This window comes from Pseudomonas sp. RU47, assembly GCF_004011755.1.
Lineage (GTDB): Bacteria > Pseudomonadota > Gammaproteobacteria > Pseudomonadales > Pseudomonadaceae > Aquipseudomonas.
The window spans coordinates 4,619,799-4,641,084 of record NZ_CP022411.1 but is presented as its reverse complement, the minus strand read 5'-3'; the positions used below and the strand labels follow the sequence as shown (position 1 = coordinate 4,641,084).

9 protein-coding genes are annotated in these 21,286 nt (G+C 61.4%); 5 read left to right on the top strand and 4 right to left on the bottom strand.

All coding sequences use genetic code 11. The features are described from left to right. Nucleotides 1–86: 86 nt before the first annotated feature. Nucleotides 87–13,085, top strand: a complete 12,999-nt coding sequence (locus CCX46_RS21065; RefSeq protein WP_127929203.1) for a non-ribosomal peptide synthetase — start codon at nucleotides 87–89, stop codon at nucleotides 13,083–13,085. Between the two features lie 183 nt (nucleotides 13,086–13,268). Next, the gene (locus CCX46_RS21060) at nucleotides 13,269–14,084 is read left to right on the top strand and encodes an alpha/beta fold hydrolase (protein ID WP_127929202.1); all 816 of its coding nucleotides are present in this window, start codon (nucleotides 13,269–13,271) and stop codon (nucleotides 14,082–14,084) included. A 103-nt stretch (nucleotides 14,085–14,187) separates the two neighbouring features. Here the strand turns inward: CCX46_RS21060 and dsbG are convergent, their stop codons facing one another. The 4 genes from dsbG to CCX46_RS21040 form a co-directional block, all read right to left on the bottom strand. Then, nucleotides 14,188–14,958: a thiol:disulfide interchange protein DsbG gene (gene dsbG / locus CCX46_RS21055; protein ID WP_127929201.1), complete on the bottom strand. Its 771-nt coding sequence runs from the start codon at nucleotides 14,956–14,958 to the stop codon at nucleotides 14,188–14,190. Further along, nucleotides 14,934–15,815: a TlpA disulfide reductase family protein gene (locus tag CCX46_RS21050; RefSeq protein ID WP_127929200.1), complete on the bottom strand. Its 882-nt coding sequence runs from the start codon at nucleotides 15,813–15,815 to the stop codon at nucleotides 14,934–14,936. Before CCX46_RS21050 ends, dsbG begins: the two co-directional genes overlap by 25 nt. Then, nucleotides 15,815–17,548, bottom strand: a complete 1,734-nt coding sequence (gene dsbD, locus CCX46_RS21045) for a protein-disulfide reductase DsbD (protein WP_127929199.1) — start codon at nucleotides 17,546–17,548, stop codon at nucleotides 15,815–15,817. Before dsbD ends, CCX46_RS21050 begins: the two co-directional genes overlap by 1 nt. Before the next feature lie 98 nt (nucleotides 17,549–17,646). Continuing rightward, the gene (locus tag CCX46_RS21040) at nucleotides 17,647–18,339 is read right to left on the bottom strand and encodes a hypothetical protein (RefSeq protein WP_127929198.1); all 693 of its coding nucleotides are present in this window, start codon (nucleotides 18,337–18,339) and stop codon (nucleotides 17,647–17,649) included. Between the two features lie 238 nt (nucleotides 18,340–18,577). Between CCX46_RS21040 and CCX46_RS21035 the strand changes: the two genes are divergently transcribed. The 3 genes from CCX46_RS21035 to CCX46_RS21025 all read left to right on the top strand — a co-directional run bounded on the left by CCX46_RS21035 (nucleotide 18,578) and on the right by CCX46_RS21025 (nucleotide 21,194). After that, on the top strand, nucleotides 18,578–19,258 hold the full coding sequence (locus CCX46_RS21035) for a response regulator (RefSeq protein ID WP_007908710.1): 681 nt from the start codon (nucleotides 18,578–18,580) through the stop codon (nucleotides 19,256–19,258). After that, entirely contained in the window at nucleotides 19,258–20,580 is a 1,323-nt protein-coding gene (locus CCX46_RS21030) for an ATP-binding protein (RefSeq protein ID WP_127929197.1), read from the top strand. Before CCX46_RS21035 ends, CCX46_RS21030 begins: the two co-directional genes overlap by 1 nt. Nucleotides 20,581–20,708: 128 nt before the next feature. Then, nucleotides 20,709–21,194, top strand: coding sequence for a GNAT family N-acetyltransferase (locus CCX46_RS21025; protein ID WP_127929196.1), 486 nt, complete (start codon nucleotides 20,709–20,711; stop codon nucleotides 21,192–21,194). Nucleotides 21,195–21,286: the final 92 nt, after the last annotated feature.

Genomic DNA, 21,286 nt, shown 5'->3' with positions numbered 1-21,286 from the left:
GCACAGACCGCGCCCTGCATGCCCTTTGAGGGGCGTGACGCAGCAACCCGATTCCACTAGCAAGCCGAATTCAGGCAGGAAACCTCATGACCGACGCGTTCGAACTCCCCAGCACCCTGGTCCAAGCCCTCCAGCGCCGCGCGGCCCTGACGCCGGATCAACTGGCCTTGCGTTTTCTTGCCGAAAACCCAGAGCAGGCTGTGGTGCTCAGCTATCGCGAACTGGATGAGCGCGCGCGCACCATTGCCGCTGCATTGCAGGCTGACGCTGAATTCGGTGATCGCGCGGTGCTGCTGTTCCCAAGCGGTCCGGATTACGTCGCGGCGTTTTTTGGCTGCCTGTACGCAGGGGTGATCGCGGTGCCGGCCTATCCGCCGGAATCCGCGCGTCGTCACCATCAGGAGCGTTTGCTGTCGATCATTGCCGACGCCGAACCGCGTCTGCTGCTGACCAGCACCGACCTGCGCGACGCCTTGCAGCAAATCGAAGGCGCGCCGCCGCTGCTGTGTGTCGACAGCCTCGACAGCGCACTGGCGCAAAACTGGGTTGAGCCGAATCTGCCACCAGACCACATCGCCTTCCTGCAATACACTTCCGGCTCCACCGCGTTGCCCAAAGGCGTGCAAGTCAGCCACGGCAATCTGGTCGCCAACGAATTGCTGATCCGCCACGGTTTCGGCATCGACGTGAACCCTGATGACGTCATCGTCAGCTGGTTGCCGCTGTATCACGACATGGGTTTGATCGGTGGTCTGCTGCAACCGATTTTCAGCGGCGTGCCATGCATCCTGATGTCGCCGGCCTACTTCCTCGGCCGGCCATTGCGCTGGCTCGAAGCGATCAGTCAATACGGCGGCACCATCAGCGGCGGGCCGGATTTCGCTTATCGCTTGTGCAGCGAGCGGGTCAGCGAATCGGCGCTTGAACGCCTGGATCTAAGCGGCTGGCGTGTGGCCTATTCCGGCTCCGAACCGATCCGTCTCGACACCCTCGAACGCTTCGCCGAGAAGTTCACCGCGAGCGGTTTCAGCGCCGACAGTTTCATGGCTTCTTACGGTCTCGCCGAGGCCACGCTGTTCGTCGCCGGCACCCCACGCGGCACCGGTATTCCCGCGCTGCGCGTCGACGATCAGGCTTTGGCACAAAACCGTGCCGAGCCGGGCGAGGGCAGCCCGATCATGAGCTGCGGCATCAGCCAGCCCGAACACGCCGTGCTGATCATCGAACCGCAATCACTGGAAGAACTCGCCGATAACGCCGTCGGTGAAGTCTGGGCTGCCGGGCCGAGTATCGCCCTCGGGTACTGGCGCAACCCCGAAGCCAGCGCCAAGACCTTCGTTCAGCACGCCGGCCGGACCTGGCTGCGTACCGGTGACCTGGGCTTTATGCGCGACGGTGAACTGTTCATCACTGGCCGTTTGAAAGACATGCTGATCGTGCGTGGTCACAACCTGTATCCGCAGGACATCGAGAAGACCGTCGAAAACGAAGTGGAAGTGGTGCGCAAGGGCCGCGTCGCTGCATTCGCCGTCAGTCAGAATGGCGAAGAGGGCATCGGCATCGCGGCGGAAATCAGCCGTAGCGTGCAGAAAATCCTGCCGCCGGAAGCGTTGATCAAAGCCATCCGCCAAGCGGTGGCCGAGGCTTATCAAGAGGCCCCAAGCGTGGTGGTGCTGCTCAATCCAGGCGCGCTGCCGAAAACCTCCAGTGGCAAATTGCAGCGTTCGGCGTGCCGCAATCGCCTGGCCGATGGCAGCCTCGACAGTTACGCGGTGTTTCCGTCGAACACGTCCGAAACCCACGGTGCAACAGCCAGCACATCCGAACTCGAAGCACTGATCGGTAAAATCTGGGCCGAGCAACTCGGCGTCAAACAGGTCAACGCTGACGATCACTTCTTCCTGCTCGGCGGCAACTCGATCGCCGCCGCCCAAGTCATCGCCCGAGTCCGCGAAGAACTCGCCCTTGAGCTGAACCTGCGCCTGCTGTTCGAAGCGCCGACGCTGGCCGCGTTCGCCGCTGCCGTGGCGCAACAGCAACAGGACGGCGGTAGCGCTCAAGGCGCAATCACCGCGTTGTCGCGCTCCGAACCAATGCCGCAATCGCTGGCACAAAACCGTTTGTGGATCACTTGGCAACTCGACCCACAGAGCAGCGCCTACAACATTCCCGGTGCCCTGCGTTTACGCGGCGAACTGGACGAAGACGCCTTGCGCGCCAGCTTCCAGCAACTGATCGAGCGCCACGAATCCTTGCGTACGCGCTTCTTCGAGCGCGACGGCGTGGCCTTGCAACAAGTCGATGCCGCCGCCGAATTCAATTTGCAATTGGTCGACATCAGCGACCTGCCGGCCCATGAGCGTGAAGCCCGCGCGCAACAAATCCGCGAAGAAGAAGCACGCACCCGGTTCGATCTGGAAAATGGCCCGCTGCTGTGGGTGACGCTGGTGCGCCTCGATGACGAAGATCATCAACTGCTGGTGACGATGCACCACATCATCGCCGACGGCTGGTCGCTGAACGTGTTGATCGACGAGTTCTCGCGCCTGTACGCCGCCGCTTCGCAAGGCGCGACGGCTAGCCTCGCGCCACTGCCAACCCAGTACGCCGATTACGGCAGCTGGCAGCGCCAATGGCTGGCGCAAGGTGAGGGCGAGCGACAACTGGCCTACTGGAAAGCGCAGTTGGGTGACGAGCATCCGACGCTGGAACTGGCCACCGATCATCCGCGTTCGGCGCAAAAAAATCACAGCGCTGCACGTCACACCGTGCGTCTGGGCGCCAGCCTCAGCGATGCGATCCGCAACACGGCGCAAACGCATCAATCGACGCCGTTCATGCTGCTGCTCTCGGCATTCCAGAGCTTGCTGCAGCGCTACAGCGGTCAGCGCGACATCCGCATCGGCGTGCCGAATGCCAACCGTCCGCGCCTGGAAACCCAAGGCCTGATCGGTTTCTTCATCAACACTCAAGTGCTGCGCGCCGAGATTGATTCGCGCCTGCCGTTTGTTGAACTACTGGCCCAGACCCGCGAGGCCGCCCTCGGGGCACAAGCGAATCAGGATCTGCCCTTCGAACAACTGCTCGAAGCCTTCCCGCAGGCCCGCGAACAAGGCCTGTTCCAGGTCATGTTCAACCACCAGCAGCGCGATCTGAGCGTGCTCAAGCGCCTGCCGGGGCTGCTCGCCGAAGAACTGCCGTGGCACAGCCGCGAAGCCAAGTTCGACCTGCAACTGCACAGCGAAGAAGACCGTAACGGTCGCCTGACCTTGTCGTTCGACTACGCCAGTGAGTTGTTCGACGCCGCGACCATCGCGCGTCTGGCCGAGCACTGCAGCAACCTGTTGCGCGCAGTTTGCGAACGCCCGGAGCAAGCCATCGGTGATCTGCAATTGCTGACCACCAGCGAGTACGATCAGCAAAAAGTCTGGGGCGTTGCACCCTGCACCCCGGCGCAACAATGGCTGCCGGAACTGCTCCACGAACAGGCGCGCCTGACCCCTGAGCGCACGGCGCTGGTATGGGACGGCGGCAGCCTCGATTTCGCCGAATTGAACAACCAGTCCAATCGTCTCGCGCACTATCTGCGCGACAAAGGCGTCGGCCCGGATGTCTGCGTGGCCATCGCCGCCGAGCGTTCGCCGCAGCTGTTGATCGGTCTGCTGGCGATCATCAAAGCCGGCGGCGCCTATGTACCGCTGGACCCGGATTACCCGGCCGATCGACTGGCCTACATGCTCAGCGACAGCGGCGTCGAATTGCTCCTGACCCAAACCGAATTGCTCGGCCGTTTGCCGGCCAGCGATGGCGTCAGCGTGATCGCCATGGACGCGTTGCACCTGGAAAACTGGCCGAGCCAGGCACCGGGTTTGCACCTGCACGGCGACAACCTCGCCTATGTGATTTACACCTCGGGTTCCACTGGTCAGCCGAAAGGCGTCGGCAACACTCACGCCGCGCTGGCCGAACGTCTGCAATGGATGCAGAACACTTACGCCCTCAATGAAACCGACGTGTTGATGCAAAAGGCGCCGATCAGTTTCGACGTGTCGGTGTGGGAATGCTTCTGGCCGCTGATCACTGGCGCGCGTCTGCTGATTGCCGGCCCCGGCGAACACCGCGATCCGCATCGCATCGCGCAACTGGTTCAAGAACATGGCGTGACCACGTTGCACTTTGTGCCGCCGCTGCTCTCGCTGTTCATCGACGAACCGCTGAGCGCCGAGTGCACCAGCCTGCGCCGGGTATTCTCCGGCGGTGAAGCGCTGCCGGCCGAACTGCGTAACCGCGTGCTGGCGCAACTGCCGGCGGTGCAATTGCACAACCGTTACGGCCCGACTGAAACCGCGATCAACGTCACCCACTGGCATTGCACCACGGCCGATGGCGAACGCTCGCCGATCGGTCGTCCGTTGGGTAACGTGATTTGCCGCGTGCTCGATGCCGATCTCAATCCAGTGCCGACCGGTGTGCCGGGTGAGCTGTGCATCAGCGGCGTCGGTCTGGCCCGTGGTTACCTCGGCCGACCGTCCTTGACCGCTGAACGCTTTGTTGTCGATCCGCTGGGCGAGCAGGGCGCACGTTTGTACCGCACTGGCGACCGTGCGCGCTGGACCTGCGACGGCGTGATCGAATACCTCGGCCGTCTTGATCAGCAGGTCAAAATGCGTGGCTTCCGCGTTGAACCGGAAGAAATCGAAGCACGCTTGCTCGCACAGGACGGCGTCGCCCAAGCCGTGGTGCAGGTGCGTGAAACTGCTGCCGGCGCGCAGCTGATCGGCTACTTCACCGCCACCGATGCCAGCGAAGATCACGACGAGCAAATAACACGCCTGAAAACCGCACTGGCCGCCGAGCTGCCGGAATACATGGTCCCGGCGCAACTGATGCGCCTCGACGCAATGCCCCTCAGCCCAAGCGGCAAACTCGACCGCCGCGCGCTGCCCGAACCGCAATGGCAAGTGCGTGAACACGTCGAGCCGGTGACTGAACTGGAACAGCAGATCGCCGCGATCTGGCGCGAAGTGCTCGGTCTGGCACAAGTCGGCCTGCGCGACGATTTCTTCGCCCTCGGCGGTCACTCGCTGCTGGCCACGCAAATCATCTCGCGCAGCCGTCAGGCCTGCGACGTCGAACTGCCGTTGCGCGCCTTGTTCGAACACAGCGAACTCGGTGATTTCGCCGAACAGATCCGCCTGATCCAGGCCAGCGGCCGCACCAACAAACAGCCGCCGATCGACAAGGTTGATCGCAGCAAACCGGTGCCGTTGTCGTACTCGCAACAGCGCATGTGGTTCCTCTGGCAGATGGAGCCGGACAGCCCGGCGTACAACGTCGGCGGCATGGCGCGTCTGCGCGGCGTGTTGCATGTCGAGCGTTTCGAGGCGGCGTTGCAAGCGCTGATCCTGCGCCACGAAACCCTGCGCACCACGTTCCCGAGCGTCGACGGCGTCGCCCGTCAGCAGGTGCATGCCGAAACCGGTGTGCGCATGGGCTGGAAGGATTTTTCAAAACTTGCCGCCGATGCACGTGAGCAAAAGGTTCAGCAACTGGCCGATGAGGAAGCACATCTGCCGTTCGATCTGGAAACCGGTCCGCTGCTGCGCGCCTGTTTGGTGAAGACTGCCGAGCAAGAGCATTACTTTGTCCTGACTCTGCACCACATCGTCACCGAAGGCTGGGCGATGGACATTTTCGCCCGCGAACTCAGTGCGCTGTACGAAGCGTTTGTCGATGACCGTGATTCACCGCTTGAGCCGCTGCCGGTGCAGTACCTCGACTACAGCGTCTGGCAACGCAACTGGCTGGAATCCGGCGAGCGTCAGCGTCAGCTCGACTACTGGACCGCGCAACTCGGCCGTGAACATCCGCTGCTGGAGTTGCCCGGTGATCGTCCGCGTCCGCCGGTGCAAAGCCACCAAGGCGAACTGTTCCGCTTCGACCTGAGCGATGACCTCGCCGCGCGGGTTCGTGCGTTCAATGCGCAAAACGGTCTGACCCTGTTCATGACCATGACCGCCGCACTCGCCACCCTGCTGTACCGCTACAGCGGCCAGACCGATCTGCGCATCGGCGCGCCGGTAGCCAACCGCATCCGTCCGGAAAGCGAAGGGCTGATCGGGGCGTTCCTCAACACCCAAGTGCTGCGTTGCCAGCTCGACGGCATGATGTCGGTCGGCGAACTGTTCGAGCAGGTGCGCCACACCGTGATCGAAGGCCAGTCGCATCAGGATCTGCCGTTCGATCATCTGGTCGAAGCGTTGCAGCCGCCGCGCAGTGCTGCGTACAACCCGCTGTTCCAGGTGATGTGCAACGTGCAGCGCTGGGAATTCCAGCAGAGCCGCATGCTCGCCGGCATGACCGTCGAGTACCTGGCCAACGATGCGCGGGCGACCAAGTTCGACCTCAACCTGGAAGTCACCGACCTCGACCATCGCCTCGGTTGCTGCCTGACCTACAGCACTGATCTGTTCGATGAGCCGACCATCGCGCGCATGGCCAAACATTGGCGCAATCTGCTTGAAGCGCTGATCGCCGATCCGCAACAGCGCCTCAGCGAATTGCCGCTGCTCGATCAACCCGAGCAACAGCAGCTGCTCGACAGCCTTGGCATCGAGCCGGGCGAGCATCGTCTCGACCAGTGCATTCATCACCTGTTCGCCGAACAGGCGCTGGCGCGCAAAGACGCGCCGGCCCTGACCTTCGCCGGGCAGACCCTGAGCTACGCCGAACTCGATGCCCGCGCCAATCGTCTGGCCTGGGCTTTGCGAGAGCGCGGCGTCGGCCCGCAAGTGCGCGTTGGTCTGGCACTGGAGCGCTCGCTGGAAATGGTCATCGGCCTGCTGGCGATTCTCAAGGCTGGCGGCGCGTACGTGCCGCTGGACCCGGAATACCCGCTCGACCGTCTGCATTACATGATCGAAGACAGCCGCATTGGTTTGCTGCTCAGTGATCGCGCGATGTTCAACGCCCTCGGCGATCTGCCGCCAAATGTGGCGCGTTGGTGCCTGGAGGAGGACAGCGCAGCGCTGGCCGCTCACCCGGCCAGCGAGTTGCCGTTTATCAGCCTGCCACAGCATCAGGCGTACCTGATTTACACCTCGGGTTCGACCGGCAAGCCGAAAGGCGTGGTGGTCTCCCACGGTGAAATCGCCATGCACTGCCAAGCGGTGATCGAGCGTTTCGGTATGCGCCCCGACGACTGCGAACTGCACTTCTATTCGATCAACTTCGATGCGGCGACCGAACGTCTGCTGGTGCCGCTGCTCAGCGGTGCGCAGGTGGTGTTGCGCGCGCAAGGTCAGTGGGACGCAGAAGAAATCTGCGGCTTGATCCGTGCGCATAAAATCAACGTCCTCGGTTTTACCCCGAGCTACGGCAGCCAGTTGGCGCAGTTCCTGTCCACGCAAAACGAAATCCTCCCGGTGCGGATGGTCATCACCGGCGGTGAAGCGTTGACCGGTGAACACCTGCAACGGATTCGCGCAGCGTTCAAACCGGCGACGTTCTTCAACGCCTATGGCCCGACGGAAACCGTGGTCATGCCGCTGGCCAGTCTGGCGCCGGAGGTGCTGGAAGAGGGCGCCGGCAGTGTGCCGATTGGCAGCGTGATCGGTGCGCGTGTTGCCTACATTCTCGACGCCGATCTGGCGCTGGTGCCGCAAGGCGCGACGGGTGAACTGTTCGTTGGCGGCGCAGGTCTGGCCCAGGCCTATCACGACCGTCCGGGCATTACCGCCGAACGTTTTGTCGCGGATCCGTTCGCCACCGATGGCGGGCGCATGTACCGCACCGGCGACCTGGTGCGCCAGCGTGCCGATGGTTTGGTGGAATACCTGGGCCGGATCGACCATCAGGTAAAGATCCGTGGTTTCCGTATTGAACTGGGCGAAATCGAAACGCGCCTGCTCGATCACGACTCGATCCGCGAAGCCGTCGTGCTCGCACTGGATGCGCCGAGCGGCAAGCAATTGGTCGGTTACCTCGTCACCGATGTCGCTGAGCAAAACGAAGCCAAGCAGGCCGAGCTGCGCGAAGCGCTGAAATCGCACCTCAAGGCACAACTGCCGGATTACATGGTGCCGACGCACCTGATTCTGCTGGCGAGCATGCCGCTGACCGCTAACGGCAAACTTGACCGTCGCGCCTTGCCAGCGCCGGATCCGGAGCTCAATCGTCAGGACTACGTGGCGCCGAGCAACGAGCTGGAGCAGACCCTGGCGCAGATCTGGTGCGAAGTGCTCAACGTCGAACAGGTCGGTCTCAACGACAACTTCTTCGAACTCGGCGGCGATTCGATTCTGTCGATTCAAGTGGTCAGCCGTGCCCGTCAGCAGGGCATTCATTTCAGCCCGCGCGATCTGTTCCAGCACCAGACTGTACAAACCCTCGCCGCTGTGGCCAGCCGCACCGAACAAGTGACGGCGGAGCAAGGCTTGGTGGTTGGTGAATCGCGTCTGACGCCGATTCAGCACTGGTTCTTCGATACCGATATTCCTGAGCGTCAGCACTGGAACCAGGCGTTGTTGCTGGAGCCGACGGTGACCCTCGAACCCCATCGCCTGGAGCAAGCGCTGCTGGCGGTGATCGAACAGCATGATGCCTTGCGTTTGCGCTTCACCGAGGCCGACGGTCAATGGCAAGCGACGCACCAACCGGTCTCCGATGCGGCGGTGTTGTGGCAAGTGCGCGTCACCTCGATGGACAAGTGCGAAGCGCTGTTCGCTGATGCGCAACGCAGCCTTGATCTGGTAAACGGCCCGCTGGTTCGCGCCTTGCTGGTCGACGGCCCTGAAGGTCAGCAACGCCTGTTTATCGCGATCCATCACTTGGTGGTCGACGGCGTGTCGTGGCGCGTGTTGCTCGACGATCTGCAAACGGTCTATCGCCAACTGACGGCTGAGCAATCGGTAAAACTACCGGCGAAAACCAGTGCTTTCAAGGATTGGACGGCACGCTTGCAGGCCTACGCCGGCAGCGAATCCCTGCGTGAAGAACTCAACTGGTGGCAGACCCAACTGGCCGGTCAGAACGCCGATCTGCCTTGCGAAAATCCGCAGGGCGGCCAGCACAATCGTCATGCGCAAACCGTCAGCGTGCGCCTCGATGCCGAGCACACCAAACAGTTGCTGCAACAGGCGCCGGCCGCCTATCGCACTCAGGTCAACGATCTGTTGCTGACGGCATTGGCGCGCGTGCTGTGCCGCTGGAGCGGTCAGCCGTCGGCGCTGATTCAACTGGAAGGCCACGGTCGCGAAACCCTGTTCGACGAGATCGACCTGACCCGCACCGTCGGCTGGTTCACCAGCGCCTACCCACTGCGTCTGACCCCGCACAACATCGAAGAAGCCGCCGGGCAGGGCGCATCAATCAAAGCGATCAAGGAGCAACTGCGCGCCGTGCCGCACAAAGGTCTGGGTTATGGCGTGCTGCGTTATCTCGCCGATGACCTCAGCCAGCGCAGCATGGCCGCGTTGCCGCAGGCGCCGGTCACCTTCAACTACCTCGGCCAGTTCGACCAGAGCTTCGGCAGCGATGCGCTGTTCCGTCCGCTGGATGAAGCGGTCGGTGCCGCCCACGATCCGCAGGCGCCATTGCCGAACGAACTGAGCATCGACAGCCAGGTTTACGGTGGTGAATTGCTCCTGCGCTGGACCTTCAGCGCCGAGCGTTACGAGGCGCAAACCATCCACGATCTGGCCGACGCTTACCTCGGCGAGCTGCAAAGCCTGATCGCCCATTGCCTGCAAGACGAGGCCGGCGGCCTGACGCCGTCGGACTTCCCGCTGGCCAAGCTGACTCAGGCGCAACTCGATGCCTTGCCGGTGCCGGCCGCGCACATCGAAGACGTTTATCCGCTGACGCCAATGCAGGAAGGCATGTTGCTGCACACCTTGCTCGAACCGGGCACCGGCCTGTACTACATGCAGGATCGCTATCGCATCAACAGCGAACTCGACCCCGAGCGTTTCGCCCAGGCGTGGCAAGCAGTAATCGCCCGTCACGAAGCGTTGCGCGCGTCGTTCTGCTGGAACGTCGGCGAAGACATGCTGCAAGTGATTCACACACCGGGTCGCACGCCGATCGAGTATCTGGACTGGAGCGCCATCGCTGAAACCGAGCAGGAACCGAAGCTGCAAACGCTGCTGAAAAACGAGCGCGAAGCCGGTTTCGATCTGCTCAATCAGGCGCCATTTCATCTGCGCCTGATCAAGGTCGGCGCGGCGCGTTACTGGTTCATGATGAGCAACCACCACATCCTCATCGATGCCTGGTGCCGCTCGTTGCTGATGAATGACTTCTTCGAAATCTACACCGCACTGGGTGAGGGGCGTGAAGCGCAACTCGCCGTGCCGCCGCGTTATCGCGATTACATCGGCTGGTTGCAACGCCAGAGCCTGGCCGAAGCGCGGCAGTGGTGGCAGCAGAACCTGCGAGGGTTCGAGCGTACTACACCGATCCCGAGCGACCGGCCGTTCCTGCGTGAACATGCTGGCGAAAGCGGCGGCATGATCGTCGGCGACCGCTACACTCGCCTCAATGTCGAGGACGGAGCGCGTCTGCGTGAACTGGCGCAGGCCCATCAACTGACCATCAACACCTTCGCCCAAGCGGCGTGGGCCTTGGTGCTGCGGCGTATGAGCGGCGATCGTGACGTGCTGTTCGGCGTGACCGTGGCCGGTCGCCCGGTGGAAATGCCGGAGATGCAACGTACTGTCGGCCTGTTCATCAACAGTATTGCGCTGCGGGTGCAGATGCCGGCGGACGATGAACGCAGCAGCGTGCGTCAGTGGCTCAGTGGTTTGCTCGACAGCAACATGCAGCTGCGCGAGTACGAATACCTGCCGCTGGTGAACATTCAGGAACAGAGCGAACTGCCGAAAGGCCAGCCGCTGTTCGACAGCCTGTTCGTCTTCGAAAACGCCCCGGTGGAAGTCTCGGTGCTTGATCGCGCGCAGAGCCTGAATGCGACCTCGGACTCGGGCCGTACGCACACTAACTTCCCGCTGACGGCAGTGTGCTACCCCGGTGATGATCTGGGTCTGCACCTGTCGTATGACCAGCGTTATTTCGACGAATCGACCATCGAGCGCATGCTCGGCGAGTTCAAGCGTCTGCTGCTGGCGCTGGTCGACGGCTTCCATGGCGACATGGCCGATCTGCCGCTGTTGGGCAGTGAGGAACAGGACTTCCTGGTGCACGGTTGCAACCAGAGTGCCCACGATTATCCGCTGGAGCAGAGCTACGTTGCGCTGTTCGAAGCTCAAGTTGTCGCGCATCCGCAGCGCATCGCCGCTACATGCCTTGACCAGCAACAGAGCTACGCCGAGCTGAACCACAACGCCAACCGTCTCGGCCATGCACTGGTCGCCGCGGGTGTGCAGATGGATCAACCGGTGGCCTTGCTCGCAGAACGGAATCTCGATCTGCTCGGCATGATCATCGGCAGCTTCAAGGCCGGTGCCGGTTATCTGCCGCTGGATCCGGGCCTGCCGAGTCAGCGTCTGCAACGCATCATCGAGCTGAGCCGCACGCCGGTGCTGGTCTGCTCTAAAACATGCTTTGAACAGGCGCAGACCTTGCTGGATGAATTCAGCTGCGCCAATCGCCCGCGCTTGCTGGTGTGGGAAGAGGTTCAAGCAGCGGCGACGTCGGCGCAGAACCTGGGCATTTACAGCGGCCCGGACAACCTCGCCTACGTGATCTACACCTCGGGCTCCACCGGCCTGCCGAAAGGCGTGATGGTCGAGCAGCGCGGCATGCTCAACAATCAGTTGAGCAAGGTGCCGTATCTGCAACTGAGCGACGCCGACGTGATCGCCCAGACCGCGTCGCAAAGCTTCGATATTTCGGTCTGGCAGTTCCTTGCCGCACCGCTGTTCGGCGCGCGGGTGGACATCGTGCCGAACACCATCGCCCACGATCCGCAAGGGTTGCTGGTGCATGTGCAGGCGCAGGGCATCACCGTGCTGGAGAGTGTGCCTTCGTTGATTCAGGGCATGCTCGCCTCGGATCGCCTGAGTCTGGATGGCCTGCGCTGGATGCTGCCGACCGGTGAGGCAATGCCGCCGGAACTGGCGCACCAATGGCTGCTGCGTTACCCGGACATCGGGCTGGTCAACGCTTATGGCCCGGCGGAATGCTCCGATGACGTGGCGTTCTTCCGCGTCGACATGGCGTCGACGCGCGGCAGTTACTTGCCGATCGGTACGCCGACCGACAACAACTTGCTGTACCTCGTTGATGGCGCTCTGGAACTGGTGCCGTTGGGCGCGGTAGGGGAGTTGTGCGTGGCGGGTACGGGCGTTGGTCGCGGTTATGTCAGCGATCCGTTGCGCACCGCGCCGGTGTTTGTGCCGAACCCGTTCGGTGCGCCGGGCGAGCGTCTGTATCGCACCGGTGACCTGGCGCGGCGTCGCAGCGACGGAGTGTTGGAGTACGTGGGCCGCGTCGACCATCAAGTGAAGATTCGCGGTTATCGCATCGAACTGGGCGAGATCGAAGCGCGTCTGCACGAACAACCGGAAGTACGCGATGGCGCGGTCGGTGTGCAGGAAGGCGTTAACGGTAAGCACTTGGTCGGTTATCTGGTGGCTGCTGATAGCGCGCTGAATCCGGGTGAACGACTGGAGCGGATCAAGCAGCGGTTGCGCGCCGAACTGCCGGAATACATGGTGCCGCTGCACTGGTTGTGGCTCGATCAGCTGCCGCGCAATGCCAACGGCAAACTCGATCGCAAAGCCTTGCCGGCGCTGGAGATCGGCCAGTTGCAGAGCCAGGATTATCTGGCCCCGCGCAATGATCTTGAACAGACGTTGGCTGATATCTGGGCCGAGGTGTTGAAGGTCGAGCAAGTTGGTGTCCGCGACAACTTCTTCGAGCTGGGCGGGCACTCGTTGCTGGCCACGCAGATCGCTTCGCGGGTGCAGAAATCCCTGCAACGCGATGTGCCGTTGCGGGCGATGTTCGAGTGCAGCACGGTGGAGGAACTGGCCGAATACATTGACGGGCTGGCGGCGAGCGATATCACCGAGGAGAAGGTTGATCGGTTGAATGATCTGATGGCGGAGCTGGAGGGCTTCTAGTTCTTTAGCGCCTGCATTGGCCTCATCGCGAGCAGGCGAAGGCCTGCATTTTGGAATGCGTTCCCCTGTAGGAGTGAGCCTGCTCGCGATTGGCGTCCGCACATTCACCTACATTTCCAAGGTTGACGACAAGCAACCGGCAGCTCAGTCTGCCGGTTCTCTTTTTTGTCGCGGGGGTGGTCGATGCCTTTTTTCACGGTTGACGGACAAGCGCTGCATTACATTGATCAAGGCACCGGCCCGGCAGTCTTGCTGGCCGGCAGTTATCTGTGGGATCAGGCCATGTGGGCGCCGCAGATTGCCGCGTTATCGCCGCATTATCGGGTGATTGCGCTGGATCTGTGGGGCCATGGCGAATCGGGCCGGTTGCCTGAAGGCACGACATCTCTGGATGACATTGCCCGACAGGCGCAGGCCTTGCTCGATCATCTGGACATCGATCAGGTCACCCTCGTCGGGCTGTCGGTCGGTGGCATGTGGGGTGTGCGTCTGGCGCTGTCGGCACCGCAGCGGGTCAATGGTCTGGTGCTGATGGACACCTTCGTCGGTGTCGAGCCTGAGCCGACCCGCCAGTACTACTTTTCACTGTTTAAACAGATTGAAGAAACCGGCGAAATCTCCGATCAGTTACTCGATATCGTCGTGCCGATCTTCTTCCGCCCGGGCATCGATCCGCAGTCGGCGCTGTATCAGGATTTTCGCGCGAAACTGGCGGCGTACTCGTCCGATCGTTTACGCGAAAGCATCGTACCGATGGGGCGCATCACGTTTGGCCGGGATGATTTGTTGCCACGGCTGGGTGAGCTGAATGCGGCGACCACGCTGGTCATGTGCGGCGATCAGGACAAGCCGCGACCACCGTCGGAAACACAGGAAATGGCCGAGTTGATCGGTTGCCCGTGGGTACTGGTGCCGGAGGCGGGGCATATCTCCAATCTGGAGAATCCGCAGTTTGTCACCGAGGTGTTGCTTACCTTCCTCAGCGCGCGCAACCGTTAAACCGAGTGATCTTCGATCGCGAGCAGGCTCACTCCTACATTTGGAATGCATTCCCCTGTAGGAGTGAGCCTGCTCGCGATGGGGCCAGTCCAGGCACCGAAAATTATTTAGGCCCGAGAATCTTCACCAACTTGTCCGGCGAAGGCGCGCCTTGTTGCTGTTGCAACTCACCCTTGTCATCCATATAGAAGATTGCCGGCGTGGCTTGCAAGTCGAGGTCTTCCATCAACTGCATGTTCGCCGCCAGTTTGCTCTGCACCGCCACCGGAATATCTTTCAAGGCCTTGAGCGCGCTGCCCTTGCCAGCCTTCTCGTGATCTTCAAGCGCCTTGGCCGGATCTTTCGCCGCCAGCAACGCGGCCGATTTGCCCGGGCTGTCCTCGCGGATGATGCCGACCATAATGTGCCGCAGTTGCACCTTGCCGGACTTGACCCATGGTCGAGCCTGTTCCCAGAACATGTTGCAGTACGGGCAGTTCGGGTCACTGAACAGGTACACGGTGCGCGGTGCATCCTTGTTGCCGTCCTGAATCCAGTTGCTTGCCTCGAACTTGGCCCAGACTTCCTTGGCCATCGGCGCGTAAACCAGTTTCTGCAGCGGCTCACTGCTCAAGTCCTTACCGTCGGCGTCGTACAGATTACCGAGTAAAACGTGTTTGCCATCCGGGGTCAGGTACAGCGCCATGCCGCGATTCTGATACTGCGCCGCATAGCCGCGCAGGCCATCGGGGGCGTCGAACTGGCCGACGATTTTCGCGCCTTTGGCTTCGATCTGTTTGATCGCCGCAGGCAACTCTTCAGCAGCCTGCACCGACGGCAAGTGCAGCAGGGCGGTGCCCAGAGTCAGCGTCAGCAGGTGGCGGAGGCGGGGCATGGCAGTTTCCTTGCAGAGGTGGCCGGTGCTGTGGCCGGGTTCGAATTCGGGGTCGGGGTGTCGAAGTTTTCCAGCGCGCGCGCCAGGCTGGCGTTCGATAGCTCACCAAGGTGACTGCTCAGCAACCGACCGTCGGGGCTATAGAACAGCGTAGTCGGCAATGCCATGGAACCCACGGCCTGGCCCAGCCGACCGCTGCGGTCAAACAACACGTTGTTCAGGCTCAGGCCTTGGGTTTCCAGAAACGTCGCCACGCTTTGCATGCTTTCGGCCTGATTGACGAACAGGAAGGTCAGGTCCGGGCGCTGTTGCTGAGCGTTTTCCAGTACCGGCATTTCGCGTCGGCACGGTGGACACCAGGTCGCCCACAGATTGATCACCAGCGGGCCACCCTGATAGTCGCTGAGCTGGATGGTTTCCCCCGCCGCATTGCGCAGCGAGATGTCCGGCAGCCGGGTGCCTTGTTCATAGATGTTCAGCGACAGCGTCGCCAACAGCCAGAACGTCACGCCGCTGGCTACACCAAAACCCAGCGGGCGACGCAAGCCCGGACGGCGCCAGCCGCGATACAGCGCCACCAGCAGCAGCACGATCACGCCCGGCCAGGCGAGGAAGCCACCGTCACGCAAATCGATGATCTGCCACGGGTCACTGCGATAGTGCGACCAGTACAGCAACACAAAGGCAACACGCGCTGCGAGCATGCCCAGCAGAAACAGGCTGAACAACGCCGACTCGGGGTTATCGCCGCCACGCTTGGCCACCCGCCAGCCGACAAAGGTCGCCAGCGCCAGGGCACTGATCAGCAGCAGGTGATTAAGCGCAATGGCAAAGGTGCCGAGGGTGAAAGTCAGCATTAATTGGCTTCCCGGGTGGTAGCCCAGCGTTGCAGGAATGTCTCGGCATCGACTTCGCCGGTGATGCGCTGGCTGCGGCGTTCTTCGCCATCCGTGCCGATCCAGACGAAACTCGGGGGCCCCGGCACTTTGTAGCGGCTGAGCAATTCACGGCTGGCCGCGTTGTCAGCGGTGACATCGAGCCGTAGCAGGCGCACGTCGCTCAACGCCTGCATGACCTTGTCCTTGCCGAATACCTGTTTTTCCATGACTTTGCACGACACGCACCAGTCGGCGTAGTAGTCGAGCAGTACCCACTGCCCCTTGGCTTTGGCGGCATCGAGTTCACTTTGCAGTGCCGCCGGATCCTTGATCGTGATGAATGCGTCATGAGCCGAAGGCGCCGCAGTCCCGACACGACCGGCACTGTAGACATGCAACGGTTGATACGGATCATCGCTGCCGCCCGCCGCGCCAATCACCAGCAGACTGCCCCACAGGCCGAGCAACAACGAACTGGCGCCGAACAACTGGGCGACGCGGCCAAAACCTTCGGACTGTTTCCACGCGCAGAACGCGGCGATCAACAGCAGTGCACCGCACAGACCCAGCCATAGCGAAGCATCCAGCACCGGGCGCAACATCAACAGCGCGGTGGCGAGAAAGAGGAAGCCGAACACGCCTTTGAGCAGGTTCATCCACGCGCCGGGCTTGGGCAGGAAGCGATTGCCCACGGTCACCAGCAACAACAACGGCACACCGATGCCGATGCCCAGTGAAAACAGAATCAGGCCACCATGCAATGCATTGCCGCTCTGCGCGATATACAGCAACGCACCGGCCAGCGGCGCGGTCATGCACGGGCCGACCAGCAGACCGGACAATGCACCGAGGGCCCCGGCGCCGATCAGGCTGCCACCGCTGCGACTGCGCGAAGCGTGTTCGAGGCGGTCGCGCAGGGCCACCGGCAATTGCAGTTCAAAGAAACCGAACATCGGCAAGGCCAGCACCACGAAGATCGCGGCGAAGGTGCCGAGCAGCCACGGATTCTGCAACCACGCCTGCAGATTCGCACCAAGCAGCGCAGCAATCACGCCCATCGCCGCATACACCAGCGCCATGCAGATCACATAGCTGCCGGCCAGCGCGAAACCGCGACGCGGGGTGGCACCACTGCCGACCACCATGCCGGCCAGAATCGGCAGCATCGGCAACGTGCAAGGCGTGAACGCCAGCAACAGACCGAGGCCGAAGAACACCAGCAAGCTCCAGCCCAGCGCCCGTTGTTGCAGGCTGCTGGCCAAGGCCTGATCCGGCGCTTCAGTGCTTGCGGCCACCGTGGCTTTGCCGCCCAGATCAATGACCCGGGTTTGCGGTGGATAGCACAGGCCCGCATCGGCACAGCCCTGATAGCTGACCTTGATCTGGCCTGTGGCCGCTGCCGGGATCTTCACCTCCAGCCCTTGGCGATAGACCGGTTGCTCACCGAAAAACTCGTCGCTGTGGGACTCGCCTTCGGGTAGTGCGGGTTGCTGTTCGGCGCTCAGGCCATCGAATTTCAGGCGTTTCTGATACAGGTAATAGCCATCGGTGATTTGCCAGAACAACTGCGTTTCACCGGACTCCAGGCGTTCGGACGTGAGCACGAATGCCTGGTCGACCGGCAGAAACTCTGGTTTTGTCTCAAATGGATTGTTTCCAGCCTGGGCCAGGCTGGAAATCAGCAGAGCAAACAATAGAAAAAAATGACGCATGGAGGAGCCTTGTCCCTGTGCAAGTGAGGCGCAGAATGGGCGGCTGCGATTAACCGATAATTAACCGTATCCTACAAGGCCCTCGGGGCTTCGGCCAATCAGCCTCGCAGCAGTCCTGGCCAGTTCGCGTCATTGATGGTTTTCGGTCCGGAGACCAGACGGTCGGACTGAATGTTGTAAGTCAGGTATTGGTTGTCGGTCAGGAAGATGTACCAGTAGCTGTCGGCGAAAGTCCGGTCATTTTGCGCTGCCGTGATGATGCGGTCCTTGTACGGTTTCAGCGCGCCAAGTTGATAATCCCCGAAGGATTTGTAAGTGAGGGTTTTTGCCCTGTAGTTAAACGATAGATAGTGTCCATCGTTGAGGATGAATCTGAACAGGAACGGGTGGCCGGTTAGTTGAAACCAGGTGCCGGCTATGATTTTGTCGAAGTAAGGCAGGATGGGCTTCCAGATCGAATCGGCCACTTTATAGAAGGCATCGACTTTGTCCTTGTCCTGGTTGTATTTACACACCATGGGGATTGTTCCCTGATAGAAGAACAGCCAGGCAATATCTTCGTCGGACGAGGTATTCCAGCCGAATGAAGTGGTTGTCAGTCCGAAACGCAAGTCTTTGACATGGGGGGCGAAGCTGTCCCAGTTACCGGCGATCGAGGCGGGATAGTTGGCGGATACCTTATTGTCACCGAGATCAAATCGGGAATAGGTGTCGCTGTCCTTGAAGAAGAAATAAATCCGGTCGGGGCCGGAGCGCCAATCGATCGCGACGAAGTTTTTTAGTTTAGGCATGCTTATTAAGTCCCTTTAAAGTTGTTGGTGGTTGCCAGTCGAAAACTAAATGAACGAAGGGTTATTACATAGTGAGAAACTGTTTCTTTATTAGTGGGGAAGTTTCAGCGCAGAGTGAGTCCCAGCGTCAGGTGGCGCCCCGATGTGTTTGCCCGGCTTTGCGTAAACACCGGTGACGGCCATAATTGCCGCTTAATCCTCGCCTGCTTCACTCGCCTTTTTTATCCACGGAGCACCCATGCACGTACTGGTTTGCGAAGACGATGAGCTGATTGCCAGTGGCATCGTTGCCGGTCTCACGGCTCAGGGTTTGACCGTCGAGCACGTCAACACCGCGTCGAAAGCGCGGGCGATGCTCAAGGTTGCCGAATTTGACGTGATGGTGCTCGATCTCGGCCTGCCAGACGAAGATGGCCTCAAGTTGCTGCAACAATTGCGGCAGAGCGGCCTGGAAATTCCGGTGCTGATTCTGACCGCGCGCGACTCGGTGACCGACCGTGTCGATGGCTTGCAGGCCGGGGCCGACGATTACCTGCTCAAGCCGTTTGATCTGCGTGAACTGTTCGCCCGCCTGCAAACCTTGTTGCGCCGGGTCGCCGGGCGCAGCGTCAACCTGATCGAGCACGGCGCGCTGACGTACGACCCGAGCAGTCGCGAAACCACTCTGGCCGGACAACCGGTGGACTTGTCACGTCGCGAGCAATCGCTGTTGCAGGCGCTGCTGCACAATCGCGGCCGGGTGCTGTCCACCGAACAGTTGAAAGACAGTGTTTATGGCTTCAACGATGAGCTGGAAAGCAACGCGCTGAACGTGCACATCCATCACCTGCGCAGCAAACTGGGCAAAGGCATCGTCGAGACCGTGCGCGGTCTGGGCTATCGCCTCGGCCCGGCTGACGGTGGAGATCAAGGCAAGTGATGAGTCTGCGACTGCGCCTGAGCCTGACCCTGGGCGCTGCGTTTGCGCTGATCTGGGCGCTGGCGGCGGCCTGGATGCTCAGTGATCTGCGCAATCAGATGATGTTTTCCCTCGACCAGCGTCTGGTGGCGTCGGCGCGCATGGTCGCCGGGCTGCTGGAACAGTTGCCGACTTTGCCGAGCAAAGGCGAGGGCACGCATTTCAGTGCCGAACAACTGAATATCCCCGGTGGCATGGCCTGTCAGGTCAGCTCCTTGCGCGGGGAAATCCTCGCGCGCAGTCACAACAACCCCGAACAGGCGCTGGAAGCCGAGAAAATGGGCTTTCACGATCAGATGATCGACGGTGCGCCGTGGCGCAGTTTCACCCTTGCCCGAGGCGATGTGCGGATTACCACCGCTGACCGGCAGATCGAGCGCGAAGCCCTGAACATGTCGATCCTGCTGGCGGCGTCGGTGCCGGTGGGTGTGGCGTTGCTGGGTTGTCTGTGTCTGCTGTGGCTGGGTATCGGCCAAGGGCTGGCGCCGCTCAATCGCCTGCGTGAAGCGTTGATGCGACGCAACGCCGACTCGCTTGAGCCGTTGCAGATCCAGACCTTCCCCAGTGAACTGAAGCCGCTGCTCGAAACGCAAAACCAGTTGTTCCAGCGCATTGGCAAAACCATCGAGCGTGAACGCCGCCTGACCGGTGACGCAGCGCATGAACTGCGCAGCCCGCTGACGGCGATCAAGACGCACCTGCAAGTCGCGCGCATGACTGAAGGCAATGCCCGCGATCAGTCGCTGGCGCGGGCCGAAGAGGGCGCCGACCGTCTGCATCGCACCCTCGAACAACTGCTGTTGCTGGCGCGGGTCGAGGGCAGTCTGTCGTTCGATGACGGCTCGCAATGCAGCGCCGAACAAGTGGCACGCCTGGCGATTCAGGACGCCACGGGGGGCGAGCGCCTGCGCATCAAATTGCAACTGCCGACCGGACTTTCCGTTGCACCGCTGCAAATGCCGGCCGTGCTGTCGATTGCGGCGCTGCGCAATCTGCTCGACAACGCCCTGCGCCATACGCCCGAAGACTGCGCGGTTGAGCTGAGCCTGGAAACCATTGGCAACCGCGTGCGTTTTGTCGTGCGCGACCATGGCCCGGGGATTGCGCCGGATGATCTGCAACACCTGACCCAACGCTTCTGGCGCAACGGCCAGAGCACCGGATGTGGCCTCGGCCTGGCAATTGTTCAGGCGATCGTTCAGCGCTGCGACTGTGCCCTGCATTTCGACAGCCGCCCGGATGGCCTGCGGGTCGAGCTGACCATGCCGTTGCAGCCTGTCTGATTTCAGCACAGCCTGTGTAGGGAAATCGCGACAGACACATCAAATGTAACTTCTCGGCGTTCGCTATCCGGCAGGGGGAGGGGTAAGGTCAACGCAGCTTTGACTCAATGGATTGAGGGAACTGCGCCATGGAAGCACCCATCTGCATTCGTCCGGCCATCCTGGCCGACGCCGGTATCATCAGCCGCATCATCGAACGTTCGATTCGCATCGGTTGTGCGCTCGACCACCGTAATGATCCGCTACTCGTCAGCCAATGGATCGGCCGGCAATGCGCCGATTTCATCAGCGCTCGACTTGCCGATCCTCACTTCTATCTATGTATTGCTTTGTGGGCGGACAGACCGGTTGGTGTCGGCATGGCCGAGGTCAGTGGCGATATTTCGCTGTGTTACGTGCAGCCAGAGTCATTTCGCCGGGGCGTCGGGCGAGCGTTGATCCAGGATCTGGAAGGCTGGTTACGGATTTGCGGCGCTTCTCATGCAGACCTCAACAGCACGCGTACTGGTCGTGCGTTTTATCACCGACTGGGCTACCGCGAATCTGCGCCTCCCCTCGAATACCAAGGCTTGCAAACCCTGCCCATGCACAAGTCGCTGGCATCGCCGGTCTGACAATTCGATCAAAGGCTAAATCCTCAAGCCCCTTAAGCGTTTCCAGAACAGGAAAACCTGCAAGTGCGCCCCGCGATCGGAATGCGCACCTG